We start from the raw sequence: 15,767 nt of genomic DNA, 5'->3' as shown, positions 1-15,767 counted from the left end.
ACCTCCGAAAGGCGTCGCATGGAAGAAGAGATCGAGGATCGCGTCGCGGAGCGTCGTCGGCAGGTTGAAAAGCAGGTCGTTCTGTTGAGACGGGAGATTGCGTCGGAAAAAGCACGTCGCCTTTGCGTGCGGAAACGATTTCTCCTTCAAGAGCTTCGGGATAGAGTGGCTTTTTGGGGAGAAGAGCTTCTGAATGCGGTGGAAGAAAAAATAGCGGCTCGCCTGAAAGAAGAGGATGCTTTCGGTTCCGGTATCTCCTCTCTTGAGCGTTTGGTAGCCGAGGCGCTTTTTGTTGCGGGAACTCCCTGCGTTGTTTGCGTTCCACCGGGTACCGCAGAGCGCCTTTCTTCCAGACCGGAGATCGTTGAGGTCAGGGAGGAGATCGACGATCCTTGGGGTGGTTGTACGGTCTACACTGCCTCGGATAAACGAATATTCGTTGAGAATACTCTCCAGACCAGATGGAGACGATGTCGCGCCGAAGTGGGGCGGGAGCTTGATCGATTCCTTATTCCTTTTTTTGAAGAAGTGGATAGGATCTCCAGAGAACTACGGTTATCTTAATGCCTCTCTAAGAGCCAGATCCACGTCGTTTCTCCGGAGTGAGCAATACGCTTCTCTCGCCAGAGGTGGGTTGCGCGGTGTGGAAGCGTTCCTTCTTGAAAGCCGGTACGCAAGAGCGTACCGGTTTGAGTTGGTGTCCACCGAAACGTCTTCCCTCAAACGTCTTGAAACGGCTCTTGCCCTGGGAGTTGCCGAGGAACTTCACTTTGTGCGATCTCTCGCTCAGGGAGAACCGGCAGCGTTGCTGTCGGTTCTCCTGACGAGGGCGGATTTGCACAACGGTCGCCTCTTGTTACGCTCTTTCGCAGTTCCTCGTCGAGATGCTTTGCTTCAGCCTCTCTGGCATGAATACGGCAGTATGTCAGGGGATCTCTACCATGAACTTTGGGAGAGCGCATCGCTTCTCGAGCTTTGCGAACGATGCAGAGCCGTTGTGCATCCTTTTGCTGGAGCCATAGGAGAAGCCGCTGCAGCGCTTGCCCGGGGACATCCTCTCGTATTGGCTGAACGCAGGTTTCTTTTGGGGATACTCGAGGCACTCCGGAGTGAAATGTCTTCCTTCACCTCCTCCAATGGCACACGTGTAAGAGAGTATCTCGGTCGTCTCATCGATCTTTGGAATATTGGAATCTGGCTCAGGCATCACACGGGCTATGAGGAAACGCCTCATCAGGAAAGCGAGTACGTGCCCGAAGGATATTCCCTGTCGCCCCGCCGTCTCGTTCTCGCCCGCTCCCTCGCGGAAGTGGTCCATGGAACAACGTGGCGTTCCTGGGTACGGAATATCGCCGAGACGACGCCTTCGGAATTTCAACGTGCTCTTCACGGCGCTTTTTTGCAGTGGCAAATAGGGCTCATGAGGAAAAACCCCCTTGGTATCGAAGTTGCCATCAGTTATGTGGCCAGGCAGATTACGGAGTGGCAGAATCTCAACACCATCGTCGTCGGCGCAGCCCTGGGACTTTCTCCCGAAGGCATCTTCGAACGGCTGATTGGAATCAAGAACTGAAAAGGCTGATGTCCGTGGACGAGAGAACCTACGAAACACTTGTTCTTGGAACGCGACTCTTCATCGATCTTTGGTCTGTGAAGGGATTTGTTCCCGTCAATTGTGAACATCCCGAGGATGTTCGCACTGTTTGGAGCAGGCTTGTGGAGGACAGGGTAGCGTTCATCCTCGTCGAGGAAGGGTGGTTTGATCGCCTTCCTCATCCTGTGAAGCAGCGGATACACCATATGGGGCGTCCCGTGTGGGTCCCTTTTCCCGATATGAAGCTCCGAGAGGATTGAGGTGACGACAATGACGCGAGTCGGCCGTGTGCGTGCGGTGGCCGGGCCGGTGATACGCGCCTCCATTGATTTTCCTGTGCGCATGTTCGAAGTCGCTCACGTTGGCGAACTCATGCTCATGGGAGAAGTGGTACGCATTCGCGGCGCTGGAGTGGATATTCAGGTCTACGAGGAGACGACGGGAGTGCGTGCAGGAGAGCCCGTATACTTTTCCGGTCGCCTCTTCGAGGTGGAGCTTGGCCCCGGGTTGCTCGGGCAGGTTTTCGATGGTATCGGACGTCCTCTTTACACGCTTGGTAAGGATTCCCTGTGGATTCAGAGAGGGGCTGACGCGGCTACGTTGGACAGGACGGCGCGGTGGGAGTTCACACCGTCCGTCACGGAGAATATTTTTCTCAAGGCTGGCGATTGCTGGGGTGTTGTCAGGGAAGGGCGGGCGATTGAGCATCGATTGATGGCACCACCCGATTTCCCCGGCGGTGTGGTTCAAAAAATCGCCTCGGAAGGGGTCTACGAGGTAGAGGCTCCTTTGTGTTTTTTTCAGGATACCCCTCCCTTCTCTATGATGCAGCGTTGGGAAGTCCGTAAAACGAGGCCTGTGGCGAAGAGGCTTTCCTTGGATGTCCCTCTGGTAACGGGACAGCGCATTCTCGATACACTGTTTCCTTTGGCATTGGGTGGTGCAGCGGTCATTCCGGGAGGGTTCGGAACTGGAAAGACCGTGACGCAGCAATCTCTTGCAAAATGGTGCAATGCCCAGGTGATCGTCTATATCGGCTGCGGCGAGCGAGGAAATGAAATGACGGAGGTCCTGGAGGAATTTCCCACGCTTGTGGATCCTCATAATGGATTTCCCTTGATGGAACGTATGGTGCTCATCGCCAACACGTCCAATATGCCCGTTGCCGCCAGGGAGGCGAGCATCTATCTCGGTATGTCCATTGCAGAATATTTTCGGGACATGGGACTCCACGTTGCGATCATGGCGGATTCCACTTCTCGCTGGGCCGAAGCACTTCGTGAAATCGGAGGACGCTTGGAAGAGATGCCCGGAGAAGAGGGGTATCCCGCCTATCTCGGTTCTCGTCTCGCTCAATATTACGAGAGGGCCGGAAAGGTCGTCTCCCTTGGTTCTCCGGAACGGCTCGGTTCGGTGAGCGTCATCAACGCCGTGTCGCCTCCAGGAGGCGATTTTTCCGAACCGGTGACCCAGGGAAGCCTGCGCCTTTCCGGAGTCTTTTGGTCTCTCGACAAAACGCTGGCGCAACAGCGGCATTTCCCGGCCATCAACTGGAAAACGAGCTATTCCCTCTACGAGGAACAGATGGACGGCTATTTCGAGAACCTTTTGGGAAAGAAATGGAAAGAGGGGAAACGGTTTCTTCGAGAGGCTCTTGCAAGGGAGAAGGAACTTCTGGAATTGGTACAGCTTGTCGGAAGGGATGGCCTCTCCGAAACCGATAAATGGGTGTTGTTTCTCTCGGAACTTCTGCGTGTGGTGTATCTGCAGCAGAATGCCTTCGACGCGGTAGACGCATTTTGTCCTCTCGCAAGGCAGAACGACCTGCTGTGTTTTCTTCGGGACACGGACCTTCTCGTGCGCAACCGCATTGACCAGGGACTTCTTTTCGAGCAGATTCCCACAGCGGGCATGCGTGTCGAGCTGATCCGACTGCGGAGTGAGGATGACGAACACTTCCCTCTGGAAATGGCCAAATGGAGCGCAAGATTTTCCAAAGTACTCGATGAGACCGAGGTGATCGCCCTGTGAGCCCTGCAATGAGACCACTCTATCGCGAAGGATATCGGACCGTTCGGGATATCGTGGGTCCTCTTCTTTTCGTCGAAGGAGTACGGAATGCGGGATACGGAGAAACGGTCACGGTGGAAAGTCCTCAGGGTATTGCCACGGGACAGATCCTGCTGGTGGAGGAATGCTATTGTGCAATTCAGCTCTTCGAGGGAACCATGGGACTCGATGCGCCTCGGAGTACGGTGTATCTCGAAAGAGATATTGTACGGATTCCCGTGGGCAAGATGCTCATGGGACGCATTCTCGACGGGCGCTTCCGACCTCTTGATGGGAAACCCGCGCCGTTGGGCGGTGAGTTGATGTCGATTCAGGGAGAGCCGCTCAATCCTACACAACGAATTGGACCAGACAAGTTCGTCGAAACGGGCATTTCCACCATCGATCTTATGAATACCCTTGTCAGGGGCCAAAAACTGCCGATCTTCTCCGGAGCCGGTCTTCCGGCAGCAAGAATTGCCGCGCAGATCGCCACCCAGGCACGTGTTCCCGGGAGTGAACAGTCTTTTCTCGTGGTTTTCGCTGCCATGGGGGTTACGCAGCAGGAAGCTCGTTATTTCATGGATGTTTTTTCTGAGGCGGGTGTCCTTGCCCATGGTGTTTTTTTTCTCAACCTTGCGAGTGATTCCCCTGTGGAGCGGCTACTTACCCCCCGTATGGCCCTTGCTGTGGCGGAATACTTTGCGTTTACCCTGGACTACGATGTTCTCGTGGTCCTCACGGACATGCTGCAATACTGCGAGGCCCTTCGGGAAATCAGTGCAGCCCGGGAGGAAATGCCAGGCCGTCGCGGTTTCCCAGGCTACATGTATTCGGACCTTTCGACGATCTACGAACGAGCTGGCAGTGTCAAGGGAAGAAGTGGAAGCATCACGCAAATTCCCATCATCACTATGCCTGATGACGACATGACCCATCCGGTGGTGGACCTTTCCGGGTATATTACCGAGGGACAGATCGTTCTTTCCAGGGATATGAATGAACGCGGTCTCTTTCCTCCCGTGAGTGTCCTTCCCAGTCTGAGTCGGCTTATGAACAAGGGTGTCGGGCGGGGGAAGACCTTTCCCGAACACAGGGCTTTGGCCGATCAACTCTACGCTTCCTACGCGAAGGGAAAAGATCTCGAACGGTTGAAACTCATTGTGGGAGAAGAAGGATTGAGTCCCGTGGAACAAAATTATCTCTCCTTTGCGAAAGTCTTTGAGGAGCGTTTTGTTCACCAGGGGAAAGAGGATCGTTCACTCGAGAGTTCCATGAGAGTAGGCATGGAGTGTCTCTCGCTTCTTCCCAGGGACGAGCTTTATCGGCTTCCCGAGGAGTCTCTGCAACGCATGGCCGAAGGAAGAGCGACCTAGACATGGCACTTTCTCCGACAAGGGAACAAATGCTTGCGCTCAGGCGCAGGACGGAAACGATCCGGTACGGAATGGGGCTTCTCCAGAAAAAAAGGGATGCTCTTGTTCTCGCGATCGAACAGGAGCGACGCCTTTTCGCTTCGCTCGGGAAAAGGTTCCGTGAGTTATGTGTGCGCATTTCCATGGTCTATGCGCTGGTTCGTATGTACGAAGGGCAACACATGTTGTCTCTTCTCCATCCGGGGCAGATTCCTCTCGTTGTGGTTATGGAACGTCATTCTCTCATGGGGTGTACCTTTGCGCAGTTTCGTCCTGCCCAATCGGAGGATGAATTGCATCCCTCTACGATGAAATACGATCCTGCACTCTCCTCTATTCATCTTGACGATCTTTTGTCGGCTCTTTCCGATGTGGACGAGATCCTCTGGCGCTATATCAATGTAAGGGCAAAACTCGTGGCCCTTGAAAAGGACCTGAGAAACACCATGAGGAAAATCAACAACCTGGAACACGCTGTTCTCCCGACGTTGCGCGCGGAATACAAACGAATTCGAGAAATTCTTGCGGAACGGGAACGACAGGACCGATACACTCTGAAGAAGATGTCCCGCAAAAGTCGTTTCATCTCCCATGAGTGCGAAAATGGGCTATTATAGAAATCCCATTGAACCGGGAACGCTTCTGGAACTGAAGAAAAAACATCCCTGTGGTTCCCGGATCTGGGAAGTGGTGCGTGTGGGAGTGCTGATACGAGTTCGTTGCCGTGTGTGTGGACGATGCTTGGATATGGAACCTCTCGCGCTTCGCAGCGCTGTCCTGGGTGAGGCGGAGAAATGAAACTCGTGATTCTTTCCGTGGGGATGCCTCGAGCTGCTTGGGCTTTCGAGGGATGTTCTCAGTATGAAAAAAGAGTTGAAAAACTTCTTCCTCTAACGTGGGAAACGGTTCCGGAAGCTCGGGGCATCAAAAATGTCGAGGCTGTGCGTAAAAAAGAGGAAGAGCGCATTCTGCAACGCATCACCGAGAGAGACTATCCGGTGCTTCTTGATGAGGCGGGAATATGTCGTTCCAGCAGGGATTTTTCGATATGGCTTTACGAGTCTCTTCAGAGCGTGCCCGGGCGTTTACTGCTCGTTGTCGGGGGAGCGCATGGTGTGGGGGAACGAATCAAGAGCCGCGCAGCGGAAAGAGTCTCTCTTTCTCCCATGACATTCCCTCACGAACTCTGTCTTGTTCTTCTTTTTGAACAACTCTATCGGGCTGTTTCCATTCGTCATGGAATGCGGTACCATCATTGATCGCATTAGCCTTTCGGAGAAGGAGTGTGGTGTGTGGTGAAGATGGATAAATTGTTCAAACAGGCTCAAAAGATGCAGACCCAAATGGTTCAGATCCAGGAACGTCTTGCGGAGGAAAAAGTGGAGGGTGCGGCCGGAGGAGGCATGGTTCGCGTTGTCGCGAACGGCCAGGGCGATATCCTTTCCGTCACGATCTCGCCCGAAGTTATCGATCCTCAGGATCCGGAGATGCTGGAGGATCTTGTTCTTGCCGCAGTGAACGAGGCATTGCGTCTCAGCAAAGAGCTGGCCAATCAGCGGATGGGCCAACTCGCTGGAGGTATGGGGCTCAACGTACCCGGGCTCTTTTAGAGAGTGCCATGTCTTTACCGGAGCCCCTGGAAAAGCTCGTTGCGCTTTTCGAGAAATTTCCCGGGATTGGGGAGAAAAGTGCCCGGAGAATGGCCTTTTTCGTTCTCCACCAGAGTCAGACCTATGCACAGGAACTTGCCGCAGCCTTGGTTGACCTCCGCTCTCGTCTGGCGCCTTGTTCCGCCTGCGGCAACATGACAGACACCGATCCCTGCTCTCTTTGTCGGGATTCCATGCGGGACAGAAAGACTCTCTGTGTTGTCGAAACAGCGGAGGATCTCATCAGCATCGAGCAGGCGGGAATCTACTTCGGTCTCTATTTTGTATTGGGGGGAAGAGTTTCTCCTTTGGATGGAGAAGAATTGTCCGTGGAGAGGTTGGATGCATTACTCTCCAGAGTGAAAAGCCTTTCGGCGGAGGAGGTCATCGTTGCCACGAATCCGAGGGTTGAAGGTGATTTGACCTATTATTCCGTTCTGGATGCATTGAAGGATTTCGAAGGAAAAATTACCCGTCTTTCCTACGGTCTTCCCGTGGGGGGGAGCATCGGTTTCGCGGACAGGGTAACGCTGCATGCGGCGCTGGAGAGCCGAAGGGAAGCATCGAAAAACGGAAACCCACAGAAGGGGAGGTGAATCGCGTTCATGGAACATGGTCTCGTTGTTATCCTCAGAGGAGTCGTTCGTACGTTGTTGTCCTTTCTCGGTGGTTTTGCGGGGTACCAATTGGCGCAGTACTTGCGCGACCAGGTCTTTCAAGAGATTCCTCTGTTCAGGAATTACTGGCCTTGGGGGAATTTTTCGGCGAATATCGCATTTCTCGGCTTCCTTATCATTTTTATGGCGGGTATAGGATATTTGGTGACACCCCTGTTTCTTCGGGCATTGCTCCGATTCGGTCTGCTCTTTGAGAGCCAGCTCCAGTCCATCAGTTGGACGGATCTCACTGTAGGCATCGTCGGGCTCATCATCGGTCTTCTTGTGGCCAATCTCCTTGCACTGCCCTTTGCGGATTTTCCCGGCGTGGGAAGTTACATTGCGGTATTGTTGAACGTCGTTTTGGGATACACCTTTGTCCGCATCTTTCTGAAACGCCGTGAGGATATCGTGAACATGGTCTCCACTGTCGGAGAATTGAAGGGCAGGATTCTGCCGAAGGTCCGGCGGATTCGGGGGGGAAAGGGAGAGAAGGAGATTACCCTCTCCAGCGATGGCATGGATGTTAAGATTCTCGACACCAGTGTGGCCATCGATGGAAGGATTCTCGACGTTGCTTCAACGGGATTTCTCGAAGGCACACTTGTTCTGCCCAGATTTGTGCTCACGGAACTCCAGGGTGTGGCGGATTCTTCGGATCCTACCCGAAGGACCAGAGGACGGAGAGGTCTCGATGTCGTCAACGAACTGCAGAAACTCGCCACCCTGCGTGTGGAAATCCTGGAAATTTCTCTCAAGGAACTGCAAGTCGATTCCGTGGATCAGGGTTTGGTTGCTCTGGCGAAGCAGATCTCGGGAAAAATCATCACGACGGACTATAATTTGAATAAAATTGCCCAGATCCAGGGGGTCCCAGTGTTAAATGTTAATGATTTGGCGAACGCGCTCAAACCCATGCTTCTTCCGGGAGAAAGCGTCACGGTCGACCTCATTCGGGAGGGGAAGGAACCGCATCAGGGTGTGGGATATCTTGATGATGGGACCATGATTGTCGTCGAGGAAGGGGACCGCTATGTAGGGCGAAGGGTTGACGTGGTAGTTACGTCCATGCTGCAGACGTCGGCGGGTCGTATGGTGTTCGGAAGATTGCGGAGGGATTCACACCTGTGATGGAGGCTTCTTTCATTATCGTTGCCTCGGGAAAAGGAACGCGCATGGGAGGGACTCCAAAACAGTTCTGTCAGCTTGGTTCCATGCCTATGTGGAACTGGAGTGCCCTCGTGGCGAACGCTCTGTTTCGTGAAGGCTTTGTCGGCGAATGCGTTCTTGTCATTCCTGATGTGGGGAAAATGGAATTGGATGTCAATTTTTTCGAGATCCCATTGCGTTTCGCCCCTGGAGGAATGGAACGAGTCGATTCGGTCCTGTCCGGCCTTCGAGAGGCCTCGGGGAAAATGGTTTTTGTGCACGATGCGGCGCGTCCCTTTGTTTCGATCGATCTCTGCAGGCGCCTTCTTCGTGCTGCTGGAGAAGGCGGAGCTATTCCTGTTCTGCCTGAGACGGACGCACTCAAACGGATATCGGAGACAGGAGAAGTGATGCCTGTCTCCAGAGAGGGGATTTTCAGAACACAGACGCCGCAAGTTTTCCCTCGGCATCTCTTGCTCAGTGTTCTTGAGCGGGCGGAGCGTGGGGTGAAGGACGAAGCAGAGGCGTGGATCGCCGCGGGCATGCCTCTTGCGACTGTCCCTGGAGAAAGAAGGAATTTCAAGATCACCTACGAAGAGGATATGGCAATGGCGCAGATGCTGGCGAAAGTACAGGCAAAAGATGTCCTTCGGACAGGTCACGGGTACGATGTGCATCCTCTCGTCCCTCACCGTCCGCTTTTTCTCGCGGGAGTTCGCATTCCCTCGTCCCTGGGGCTTCAGGGGCATTCCGATGCCGACGTGATCGCCCATTCCGTCGCCGACGCGCTGCTCGGGGCGGCAGGAGAACCTGATCTGGGAACGCTCTTTCCCGCCTCGGAAGAACGTTACCGGGATGCGGACAGCATGGTGCTTTTGGACGAGGTGTGTAGGCGTATTTTCTCTAGGGCGTGGGGCGTGGAGTGGGTGGATGTTACGCTGATAGCCCAGGTCCCTCGACTGGGAGTCTTTGTTCCGGAGATCGAGTCCGCATTGAACGCTGTCTTCAACAGAGTTTGGAAGAAAAATTCCGGTGGGAAGACGAGCCGGTGGGTGCATGTGAAGGTGAAATCCGGAGAGCATGTGGGAAGTGTCGGCAGAGGCGAGGCCATGGTGTGCCATGCAGTGGCCACGCTTCGTCGGTTCGAAAACGAGGCGGATCAGATATGACCGCACTTGCGGGAGGTCGATCTCATGGTGCCGAGCGAGAAGTTTGTTTCTTACGAGGGGTTTACATTTGACGATGTTCTCCTTGTTCCTGCCTTTAGTGAGGTACTTCCCTCCGAGGTTGATACCCGGAGTCATTTCACGGAGAACATTGTCGTGAATGTTCCTATCTGTAGCGCCGCCATGGATACCGTGACAGAAGCGAGACTGGCAATTGCAGTGGCCAGAGAGGGTGGTTTGGGAATCATTCACAGGAACATGCCTCCGGAGCAGCAGGCGGGCGAGGTAGACAAAGTCAAGCGATCGGAATCGGGTGTCATCGTGGACCCGTTTTACCTGCACCCCGAAAATCGCGTGGAGGATGCCGTATCCCTCATGTCGCACTATCACATCTCAGGTGTTCCCATTGTTGATGGGGAACTCCGCCTGGTCGGCATCATCACGAATCGGGATCTTCGTTTTGTTACCAACTACGAACAGCCGATTTCCTGTATCATGACGAAAGAGAATCTCATCACCGCATCGGAGGGTACGACTCTTGAGGATGCAAAAAGCATTCTCATGGAGCACAAGGTGGAAAAACTGCCGATAGTGGATAAAGAGGGGCATTTGAAAGGGCTCATCACTATCAAGGATATCCAGAAAGCCAAGGAATTTCCGAACGCCTGCAAAGATTCGAGAGGAAGGCTCCGTGTCGGTGCCGCTGTTGGCGTGGGAGCGGATGTTGCCCGAAGAGCGGAATTACTCGTTTCCTCCGGGGTGGACGTGCTTGTGGTGGACACCGCCCACGGGCATTCCCGAGCGGTTCTGGAGATGGTTCGGTATCTGAAGAAAACCTATCCGGGGATCGGTATTGTAGGAGGAAACATCGCAACGGGAGATGCCGCGAAAGACCTTATCGAAGCCGGGGCCGATGCAGTGAAGGTCGGTGTGGGCCCCGGATCTATTTGTACGACAAGAATTGTTGCCGGTATAGGTGTTCCTCAGATCGCCGCGGTATTTCAGGTTGCCCAGGTTGCCCACGCCCTTGGCAAGATGGTCATTGCCGATGGAGGCATCCGCTATTCCGGAGATATTGTCAAAGCTATCGCCGCAGGTGCGGACGTGGTCATGGTCGGTTCTCTTTTTGCCGGTACCGACGAAAGCCCAGGGGAGGTTGTCATTTTTCGGGGGCGCTCGTTCAAAAGCTACAGAGGGATGGGATCCCTCGAAGCCATGAAGGGTGGATGCAGCAAAGACAGATATTTTCAGGAAGGAACCAAGGAAGAAAAGCTGGTTCCGGAGGGAATCGAAGGACTTGTTCCGTACAAGGGCGGATTTGGTGCCGTCATGTATCAATTGGTGGGAGGGCTTCGCTCCGGCATGGGATATGTCGGTGCGGCGTCGATCAAGGACTTAAAAGAGAAGGGGAAGTTTGTGAAGATCACTCCTGCATCCATGAAGGAAAGTCATCCCCACGACGTGACTATCACCAAGGAGGCACCGAACTACTGGATGGAATGACAGCGAGGAGGTGCTCGTCGTGTCCCCAGGACGGTTGTTTTTCCTCGATCAGAACGAAAAACAGCGAGTATGGATGGGAAACCTCTTTCTGCCTATGCTGGAGGAGGAAGTGCTCGGAGACTCCTTGATGGAGATTCCTATCGAAGAGTCCTTCAGTGTGGGATTGGACGAATGGTGGCCGGATTTTATCGTGGGAGACTGCTTGTAGAGTCTGGGGGCACATGCTATACTCCATTCGTATAGATCGTGTGGACGGGGAGGATTGTCGAGAAGAGTGGGCTGTGCCCACTCTTCCTTTTTTGTGTCCCCTTCCGTGGAAAACGGAGGTGTCGTCGTGAAGGAGCGAGGAAAAAATGTCGCTCTCCAGAAGGACGTGGTTGTGCGTTGCGTCGAAGAGCTCGGATTCGAGTTCGTCGACCTGGAGTGGACCGTGGAGAACGAAAGGAAAATTCTGCGTGTTCTTATCGATTCTATTGGTGGCATTACCATCAAGGATTGCGAGATAGTCTCAAGGAAAATCAACGCTATTCTTGATGAAATGGATTTTTCAAATGTAAAATACTTTTTTGAGGTGAGTTCTCCGGGTGTTGAGCGTCCTCTTGTAAAATATTCCGATTTTCTGAGATTTCTCGGCAAGAAGGCGCTTGTGCGCATCTCCAAAGGAAAGGGAAAGCACCGGGATATCGTGGGGCGTCTCGCTTCAGTGTCAGAGCTGTCGGTGACTCTTGTTTTGGAAGACGCTTCCGAGGAAACGATTCCTTTCGATACAATTACTCGAGCTCATCTTGTCTTTGAGATTGAAGAAGGCGGTCAAAAACAGAAAAAAAAGAAGAGCGGGAAGGAGAAGGATCATGCAGTTAGGTCGTGATTTCCTCAAAGCACTTCGCCAGATAGAAGAAGAGAAGGGGCTCCCCATTGAAATCATTGCCTCGAGCTTGGAAGCGGCACTGGTTTCGGCGTATCGGAAACACAAGGGAGGCGACCAAAACCTCGAGGTTCATCTCGATCTGGGAAACGGAGAGATTTCTCTCTTTGAAATTCGGATGGTTGTGGAAAACGTGTCTTCGCCGGATCTCGAGTTATCTCTCGCACAGGCACATGAAATGGGCTATTCGGACGTTGTGCATGGAGACGTTATCAGAATTGAAGTTTCTCCGGAGGGATTCGGAAGAATCGCGGCACAGACCGCAAGGCAGGTCATCATCCAACGAATCAAGGATGCGGAACGACAGATCATCTTCGACGAATTCGCGAATCGTGTGGGTGATCTTGTGAATGGGATCATCTTCAAGACTGAAGGTGAGCACATCCTCGTTCGGTTGAACGACCGCACCGAGGCGATCCTTCCTCGGGAGGAACGGATTGTGGGCGAAACCTACTCCCCGAATGAACGCATGAAATTCTTTCTGCTGGATGTCCGTCGTACCACGAGAGGACCTCGTATTGTCGTGTCGAGAACCCATCCTGGCCTTCTGCGCCGTCTTTTGGAACTGGAGGTTCCGGAAATCCAGGAAGGCGTGGTGGAAATCCGGGGTATTGTCCGAGAGGCAGGAACGCGTTCGAAGATTGCCGTGGCTACGCTGGATCCAAATGTCGATCCCGTCGGAGCCTGTGTCGGGACCAAGGGGAGCCGGATCAAGTCCATCAGTTCAGAGCTGCGTGGGGAGCGCATGGACATCATCATCTGGCACAGTGATCCTTTGCAGTTTATCCGGAACGCGCTCTCTCCGGCGAAGATCCTCAAAGTGGAACCTGTGCTGGAAACAGACCGTGCTGTGCGTGTCTATGTACGTCCTGACCAATTGTCTTTGGCTATCGGCAAGGCTGGACAGAATGTTCGACTTGCGGCGCGACTCACGGGGTGGAAAATCGATATCAAGGTTCTCGAGCCGGAGAGGATGCCTACTCTTCAGGATCTCTTTGAAGATATAATCAAGGGAGGTTCTTCCGATATATGGGAAGAAAAACAGGAGTGACAAGACAGCGCCCGAGGACGTGTTCCGGATGTGGGGAGGAATCTCCCAAGCGGGACATGGTTAGGGTTGTACGTTGTCCTGATGGTCGCATTGAAATTGATACGACAGGGCGTACGCCTGGAAGGGGTGCGTATCTCTGCTTTCGGAAGGAATGTGTGCTTGCCGCAAAAAAGAGGGACACCCTTTCCCGCGCTTTGAAGAGCAAGGTTCCCGTTGAGCTTTATGACGACGTCCTCACTTTGCTCGCCGGAGAAGTTGAAGGAGAGGAGGGGCGGAATGGTGGGGGCGCGTAACGTTTCATCCCAGGACTCTCTTCGGGTGGCGTCGCTTCTCTCTTTGGCGCGGAGGGCAGGAGTCCTGTTTTTGGGACAGGATGACATCCGGAGGGCTCTGCGGAGGGGCGACCGGATTCTCGTTCTTCTCACGAGTGACAGTTCCGTCAATGTCCAGAGAGCATTGAAAGGGTATGTCGCGCGCGGTATGTGTCGGCAGCTTTTCCTGGCGGCGACACGGGAGGAGATGCACGGAATGACGGGACTCGGTTTGACTCAGATCTTCGGGCTTCCGGAGACACATGGGTTGGCGCGCAAAATTGAGGAATTTGCTGCAAAGGGGGGCGAAAGGAATGAGTAAAATAAGGGTGTATGAACTCGCCAAACTCTTGAGCAAAACAAACAAAGAGTTGATGGAAATCTTAAAAAGTCTTGATGTGGATGTGAAAACACACATGAGTTCTATTGATACGGATGTTGCGCAACTTGTCGAAGATGCTTTACGCAATGACGCGGGTGCTTCTGTTGGAATCAAGGAAGAGAAGATTTCGACGTCTGAAGAACGGGTGATTGTCGCCTACGAGTCCACCGTGGCCGAAACGGCGTCTCTTCTTGGTGTGTCTCCGGCGGATGCCGTGAAAGCTCTTGTCACTGCGGGATTGATGCTGCCTGCAAACGCAAAAGTCGACGACAAGGCACTCGGTGTGCTCGCTTCTGCCTTTGGGAAAAAACTCTCCCGTCCCGTTTCCGGAGGCGAGTTCGAAAAAACTGTGGAGAGCGCGCCGCGACCGACAGGCAAATCCGCCCCCAAAGGGGCTCATCTCGTTCCGCGCCCTCCCATCGTGACGGTCATGGGGCATGTGGACCACGGAAAGACCACACTGCTTGACTATATTCGCAAGACGAACGTTACGGAAAGCGAAGCCGGAGGTATTACGCAGCATATTGGCGCCTCCACGGTGATCCATCAGAATGAGCGCATTGTCTTTCTCGACACTCCTGGCCACGAAGCCTTCACGGCGATGAGAGCAAGGGGTGCTCAAGTCACGGACATCGCCGTTCTTGTCGTTGCAGCGGATGACGGCCTTATGCCGCAGACCATCGAGGCGATCAACCATGCAAAAGCCGCAGGAGTGCCCATCATCGTTGCGATCAACAAGATCGACAAGCCCGACGCACGGCCCGACCGGGTACGGCAACAACTTTCCGATCAAGGGCTGGTTCCCGAGGAGTGGGGCGGCGACACCATCATGGTGGATGTTTCCGCTAAGAAGGGGCTCGGGGTAGAACAGCTCCTCGAAATGATCACTCTCGTGGCCGAGTTGGGGGAACTGCGCGCAGATCCCACAGTGGACCCTGAAGGAATTGTCGTCGAGGCGAAGCTCGACAAAGGGAAAGGCCCCGTTGCGACGGTGATCGTCCAGGAAGGCACGCTCATGCGGGGGGATATCGTCTTGGCGGAGACTACCTGGGGAAGAGTGCGGGCCATGCTTGATGACCGTGGCAACTTCGTCGATACGGCGGGCCCGAGCACGCCTGTGGAAATACTAGGGCTTGATGGTGTTCCCCAGCCGGGAGAGCGTTTCCGAAAGGTTGCACATGAAAGAGAAGCTCGGGACACCATTTCTTTGCAGGCGCAGATTCGCCGCGAAGAGGACGCAACCCGTACGAAACGTCTTACCCTGGAGGAAGTCTACCAGCAGATGCAGCAGGGAGAAACGCCTCAGCTGAACCTGTTGCTCAAATGCGACGTGCAGGGGTCTCTTGAGGCATTACGAAACTCTTTGATGAAGCTTGCCACGAATGAAGTCGGCACGTTCATCGTGCACGAAGGTGTCGGGCGGATTTCCGAATCCGACGTCATGTTGGCCGCAGCATCGAATGCGATCGTCATTGGCTTCAATGTTCGTCCGGACAGCAATGCGAGCAGAATTGCCGAACGGGAAGGCGTGCAGATCCGTCTTTATCGCGTCATCTACGATGTCATTGATGATGTGAAAGCTGCACTGGAGGGAATGCTTGCGCCCAAACTGAGAGAACATATTCTCGGACAGGCGGAAATCCGTGCCGTTTTCAAGGTTCCCAAATCCGGCAAAGTCGCAGGATGTTACGTTACAGAAGGCCAAATGAAACGGAACGCCAAGGTCAGGCTCATTCGCGAGGGCGTTGTTTTCTGGGAGGGCACTCTCTCGGTACTCAAGCGGTTCAAGGACGATGTCCGCGAAGTTGCGGCAGGATACGAATGCGGAATGAGCTTTAACAATTTTCAGGACTTTCGTGAGCAGGATGTGGTGGAGGCTTACGAAATCATCGAGGAAAAGAGAAACCTCGAATAGGG

The 15,767-nt window shown here is 53.8% G+C and carries 19 protein-coding genes; all 19 read left to right on the top strand.

What is annotated here, in order from left to right; all coding sequences use genetic code 11:
- Nucleotides 1–18 precede the first annotated feature (18 nt).
- The 19 genes from K349_RS19535 to infB all read left to right on the top strand — a co-directional run bounded on the left by K349_RS19535 (nucleotide 19) and on the right by infB (nucleotide 15,765).
- The gene (locus tag K349_RS19535) at nucleotides 19–564 is read left to right on the top strand and encodes a hypothetical protein (protein WP_211240370.1); all 546 of its coding nucleotides are present in this window, start codon (nucleotides 19–21) and stop codon (nucleotides 562–564) included.
- Nucleotides 497–1,573 carry a V-type ATPase subunit gene (locus K349_RS0114945; protein ID WP_169731364.1) on the top strand — a complete coding sequence of 359 codons (1,077 nt, stop codon included), beginning with the start codon at nucleotides 497–499 and terminating at the stop codon, nucleotides 1,571–1,573. Before K349_RS19535 ends, K349_RS0114945 begins: the two co-directional genes overlap by 68 nt.
- Nucleotides 1,574–1,587: 14 nt before the next feature.
- On the top strand, nucleotides 1,588–1,854 hold the full coding sequence (locus K349_RS0114940) for a cell division protein (protein WP_157367412.1): 267 nt from the start codon (nucleotides 1,588–1,590) through the stop codon (nucleotides 1,852–1,854).
- Nucleotides 1,855–1,864: 10 nt separating this feature from the next.
- Nucleotides 1,865–3,625: a V-type ATP synthase subunit A gene (locus K349_RS0114935; RefSeq protein ID WP_029166554.1), complete on the top strand. Its 1,761-nt coding sequence runs from the start codon at nucleotides 1,865–1,867 to the stop codon at nucleotides 3,623–3,625.
- Nucleotides 3,622–5,019 carry a V-type ATP synthase subunit B gene (locus tag K349_RS0114930; RefSeq protein WP_338022326.1) on the top strand — a complete coding sequence of 466 codons (1,398 nt, stop codon included), beginning with the start codon at nucleotides 3,622–3,624 and terminating at the stop codon, nucleotides 5,017–5,019. The genes K349_RS0114935 and K349_RS0114930 overlap by 4 nt, the downstream gene beginning before the upstream one ends.
- 2 nt (nucleotides 5,020–5,021) lie before the next feature.
- The gene (locus K349_RS0114925; RefSeq protein ID WP_029166552.1) at nucleotides 5,022–5,675 is read left to right on the top strand and encodes a V-type ATP synthase subunit D; all 654 of its coding nucleotides are present in this window, start codon (nucleotides 5,022–5,024) and stop codon (nucleotides 5,673–5,675) included.
- Complete coding sequence (locus tag K349_RS20180; RefSeq protein ID WP_420834460.1) at nucleotides 5,650–5,856, top strand: DUF951 domain-containing protein; 207 nt, start codon at nucleotides 5,650–5,652, stop codon at nucleotides 5,854–5,856. The genes K349_RS0114925 and K349_RS20180 overlap by 26 nt, the downstream gene beginning before the upstream one ends.
- Complete coding sequence (locus tag K349_RS20175; RefSeq protein WP_029166551.1) at nucleotides 5,853–6,317, top strand: 23S rRNA (pseudouridine(1915)-N(3))-methyltransferase RlmH; 465 nt, start codon at nucleotides 5,853–5,855, stop codon at nucleotides 6,315–6,317. The genes K349_RS20180 and K349_RS20175 overlap by 4 nt, the downstream gene beginning before the upstream one ends.
- A gap of 36 nt (nucleotides 6,318–6,353) precedes the next feature.
- Nucleotides 6,354–6,668: a YbaB/EbfC family nucleoid-associated protein gene (locus K349_RS0114910; RefSeq protein ID WP_029166550.1), complete on the top strand. Its 315-nt coding sequence runs from the start codon at nucleotides 6,354–6,356 to the stop codon at nucleotides 6,666–6,668.
- Between the two features lie 8 nt (nucleotides 6,669–6,676).
- Nucleotides 6,677–7,303: a recombination mediator RecR gene (gene recR / locus K349_RS0114905; protein ID WP_029166549.1), complete on the top strand. Its 627-nt coding sequence runs from the start codon at nucleotides 6,677–6,679 to the stop codon at nucleotides 7,301–7,303.
- Nucleotides 7,304–7,312: 9 nt separating this feature from the next.
- Nucleotides 7,313–8,494: a PIN/TRAM domain-containing protein gene (locus tag K349_RS0114900; protein WP_029166548.1), complete on the top strand. Its 1,182-nt coding sequence runs from the start codon at nucleotides 7,313–7,315 to the stop codon at nucleotides 8,492–8,494.
- Complete coding sequence (gene ispF, locus K349_RS0114895; RefSeq protein WP_029166547.1) at nucleotides 8,494–9,681, top strand: 2-C-methyl-D-erythritol 2,4-cyclodiphosphate synthase; 1,188 nt, start codon at nucleotides 8,494–8,496, stop codon at nucleotides 9,679–9,681. Before K349_RS0114900 ends, ispF begins: the two co-directional genes overlap by 1 nt.
- Before the next feature lie 24 nt (nucleotides 9,682–9,705).
- Complete coding sequence (gene guaB / locus K349_RS0114890; protein ID WP_029166546.1) at nucleotides 9,706–11,181, top strand: IMP dehydrogenase; 1,476 nt, start codon at nucleotides 9,706–9,708, stop codon at nucleotides 11,179–11,181.
- A gap of 19 nt (nucleotides 11,182–11,200) precedes the next feature.
- The gene (locus tag K349_RS0114885) at nucleotides 11,201–11,389 is read left to right on the top strand and encodes a hypothetical protein (protein WP_034265806.1); all 189 of its coding nucleotides are present in this window, start codon (nucleotides 11,201–11,203) and stop codon (nucleotides 11,387–11,389) included.
- A gap of 126 nt (nucleotides 11,390–11,515) precedes the next feature.
- Nucleotides 11,516–12,049 (top strand): ribosome maturation factor RimP, encoded by a 534-nt coding sequence (locus tag K349_RS17420; protein ID WP_169731363.1) that lies wholly within the window; start codon nucleotides 11,516–11,518, stop codon nucleotides 12,047–12,049.
- Complete coding sequence (nusA, locus tag K349_RS0114875; protein WP_029166543.1) at nucleotides 12,033–13,157, top strand: transcription termination factor NusA; 1,125 nt, start codon at nucleotides 12,033–12,035, stop codon at nucleotides 13,155–13,157. The genes K349_RS17420 and nusA overlap by 17 nt, the downstream gene beginning before the upstream one ends.
- A complete protein-coding gene (rnpM, locus tag K349_RS18910; RefSeq protein ID WP_084460429.1) occupies nucleotides 13,136–13,450 on the top strand; it encodes an RNase P modulator RnpM in 315 nt (104 codons plus the stop codon). Before nusA ends, rnpM begins: the two co-directional genes overlap by 22 nt.
- The gene (locus K349_RS0114865) at nucleotides 13,434–13,790 is read left to right on the top strand and encodes a hypothetical protein (protein ID WP_029166542.1); all 357 of its coding nucleotides are present in this window, start codon (nucleotides 13,434–13,436) and stop codon (nucleotides 13,788–13,790) included. Before rnpM ends, K349_RS0114865 begins: the two co-directional genes overlap by 17 nt.
- A complete protein-coding gene (infB, locus tag K349_RS0114860) occupies nucleotides 13,783–15,765 on the top strand; it encodes a translation initiation factor IF-2 (RefSeq protein WP_029166541.1) in 1,983 nt (660 codons plus the stop codon). The genes K349_RS0114865 and infB overlap by 8 nt, the downstream gene beginning before the upstream one ends.
- Nucleotides 15,766–15,767: the final 2 nt, after the last annotated feature.

The organism is Aminiphilus circumscriptus DSM 16581 (assembly GCF_000526375.1).
GTDB lineage: Bacteria > Synergistota > Synergistia > Synergistales > Aminiphilaceae > Aminiphilus > Aminiphilus circumscriptus.
The sequence above is the reverse complement of the archived record's forward strand: the minus strand, read 5'-3'. Positions and strand labels throughout refer to the sequence as shown.